At 68.8% G+C, this 2,866-nt stretch carries 2 protein-coding genes and 1 pseudogene; all 3 read left to right on the top strand.

Going from position 1 to position 2,866, the window contains the following annotated elements:
* The first annotated feature begins 146 nt into the window (after positions 1 to 146).
* Complete coding sequence (locus G6026_RS13665; protein WP_156607265.1) at positions 147 to 1,148, top strand: Rieske 2Fe-2S domain-containing protein; 1,002 nt, start codon at positions 147 to 149, stop codon at positions 1,146 to 1,148.
* A gap of 8 nt (positions 1,149 to 1,156) precedes the next feature.
* On the top strand, positions 1,157 to 2,248 hold the full coding sequence (locus G6026_RS13660) for a dihydrodipicolinate reductase (protein ID WP_182613486.1): 1,092 nt from the start codon (positions 1,157 to 1,159) through the stop codon (positions 2,246 to 2,248).
* 179 nt (positions 2,249 to 2,427) lie between these two features.
* Positions 2,428 to 2,866 (top strand): annotated as a pseudogene (locus G6026_RS13655) (hypothetical protein); the annotation flags it as partial.

Raw genomic sequence — 2,866 nt, 5'->3', positions numbered from 1 at the left:
TGTCGTCGCGGCTGTCGTCGCGGTTGTCGTCGTCGTCGTTTTTCTTGTGGCCTCCACGCCCCGATGCTACCGTCGCAGAATCGCCATTCTGCGCTTGTGGGAACCGGCGAACCGCTCCTCACTCACGCCAGGATTGGAGGCCGGCGATGGCCAGACCCCCGCTGCCGATGAAGCCGACCGGATGGTTCCAGGTCGCCTGGTCGACCGAGGTCCCCGACGGCCACGTCCACCGGGTGGCCGCGTTCGGGGAGGAGCTGGTGGCCTGGCGGAGTCGTTCCGGCCGGGTCACGGTCATGGACGCGTACTGCAAACACCTCGGAGCCCACCTCGGCCACGGGGGCACCGTCGTCGACGAGACCATCCAGTGCCCATTCCACGGCTGGCAGTGGAACTCGGCCGGGCGCAACACCGCCATCCCGTACGCGGACCACCCCAACCGCGGCCGCAAGATCAGGACCTACCCGGTGGTCGAACGCAACGAGTCGATCTACCTCTGGCACGACCTCGAAGGCCGCGATCCGTACTTCGACGTGCCCGACGTCTTCACCAGCTGGGACGACGGCGCGCGGGCGGAGGACTACCACCCGTGCCATCCCCGGACCACGCTCTTCGAACAGCGGCTGGAGTTGCACCCGCAGTACGTGTTGGAGAACGGGGTCGACTTCGCGCACTTCACCTTTGTCCACAAGGTGCCGATCATCCCGCTGTTCACCCGCCAGGACTTCGACGGACCGGTCTCCTACGTCGACTTCACCATCGCGTTCGAGGGCGAACCGGGATCGATCGAGGAGGTCGACAGCGGCGTGGAGGCCATCAACGGCGGACTGGGGGTTGCCGTCACCCGCAGCCACGGGATGGTCGACAACCGCACGGCGACCTGCGTGACCCCCGTCGACGACGAGACCTGCGACGTCCGGTTCTCCGTCTGGATCCGCCGGCGGCCGGACCTGGACGACGACGAGTCCGCCGACCGCGCCGCCGCGCACGGCCGCGGGGTGATCGAGCAGTTCGAGGCCGACCTCGCCATCTGGAAGTACCAGAAGTACTCGGACCCCGCCGCGCTCGCACCCGGCGAGTACGAGGGGTTCACCGCACTGCGGACCTGGGCCACCCAGTTCTATCCCGACCACGCCCTCCTCGAAAGGTGACATCACTCATGACCAGCGGAAACACGACTCCCGCCCGGGTGTTCCAGGTCGCCACCGGCAACGTCGGCAGCGAGATGATCAGGCGTATCGGCGCCCACCCGGACCTCGAGCTGGTGGGCGTCCACTGCTACACCCCGGAGAAGGTCGGCCGCGACGTGGGCGAGCTCGCCGGCATCGCTCCCGTCGGGATCCTGGCCACCGGCACCGTCGAGGAGATCGTCGCCGCGAAGCCGGACGTCCTGACGTTCCACGGGGTCTTCCCGGACGAGGACCTCTACCTGCAGGTCCTCGAGGCCGGCATCAACATCGTCACCACCGCCGACTGGATCACCGGTCACCACCGCGACCTCAACCATCCCCACCCGTCCGGCCGGTCGTGGCGGGAGATCCTGGACGAGGCCGCGAAGGCCGGCGGGGCGACCTTCTACGGCACCGGCATGAACCCGGGCCTCAACCAGATCCTGGGCATCGTCGCCTCGGCCGACGTGGCCGAGATCGAGAACGTCACGACGATCGAGTCCGTCGACGTCTCCTGCCACCACTCCGCCGAGACCTGGAAGGAGGTCGGCTACGGCCGGCCCGTCGACGATCCCGCGCTGCCGGGGATGCTTCGGAAGTACACCGAGGTGTTCGCCGACTCGGTGTACATGATGGCCGACGCGTTCGACCTTGAGCTCGATGAGGTGGTGTTCGACTGCGAACTGGGCGCCTGCACGGAGGACGTGGACTTGGGGTGGTACCAGCTGCCCGCCGGATCCCTCCGCGGGAGTTACATCAAGTACCTCGGAATGGTCGACGGCGTCTCGCGGATCGAGACCCACCTCGAATGGCAGATGACCCCGCGCACCGAGCCGAAGTGGGACATCAAGGGCTGCTACATCACGATGATCAAGGGCGATCCGCAGATCTACAACAAGCACATGATCTTCCCCGCCCCCGGAGTGGACCTCTCCGATCCCGAGGACTTCGCCTCCATCGGTATGACCGTGACCGGGCTACCCGCCCTCAACTCCATCCGGTCGGTCATCGCCGCCCCACCCGGGATCGTCACCAGCGCGGATCTGCCGCTGCGGACGTTCGCCGGCAGGTTTGCGAAGTAGGGACCTCGGGGCCGGCCGGACGCCGGGCCGGCCCGGCGCGATCCGTCGACTGGTGGAACCGTGCGGGGCCTCCGGGCCGTCAGACACTGTGACGGCGCGCGAGAGGGGACCGAGTGGTGTACACGATCGGCCGGGTCAGGCGGTGGGACGCCGCGGGCGTGACGACGGCGAGGTCTGCCGTGGCAGAGCGGCAGACCATCGCCGCCGAGGCCCGAACGACCATCGCCGACGGACGCTCGGCGCTCGACGCGGGCTGGGACGGGGTCGCCGCCGATGCAGTCCTCGACGCCGCCGAGCGCGAGAGGATGCACGTCAACAGACTCGCGGATGGGCTCGGGGATCTGGTGGACGCCCTCACCCGCGCCGCCGCCGCGGTGGGGCCGGCGGTTCAGGCGGTTCGTGACCGCATCGCCGAGGCCGAGGCCGCCGGTCTCGTGGTGGGCGAGGATTCGGTGGGACCGGCGCCCGGCCGCGATGAGATCACCCAGGATGTCGTCGACGCGCATGTCGAGGCCCTCGGCCACGCGCTGGCCACCGTCAGGTCGTTGGACGAGCACTACGGCCGGGAGATCGACACGGTCGCCGGCACGATGTACCGGGCCATCCCGCCGGAAGTGG

The organism is Dietzia sp. DQ11-38-2, from assembly GCF_014145055.1.
Classification (GTDB): Bacteria; Actinomycetota; Actinomycetes; order Mycobacteriales; family Mycobacteriaceae; genus Dietzia.
Note: the sequence above shows the minus strand (reverse complement) of the source record. Positions and strands in the feature narration are given on the sequence as shown.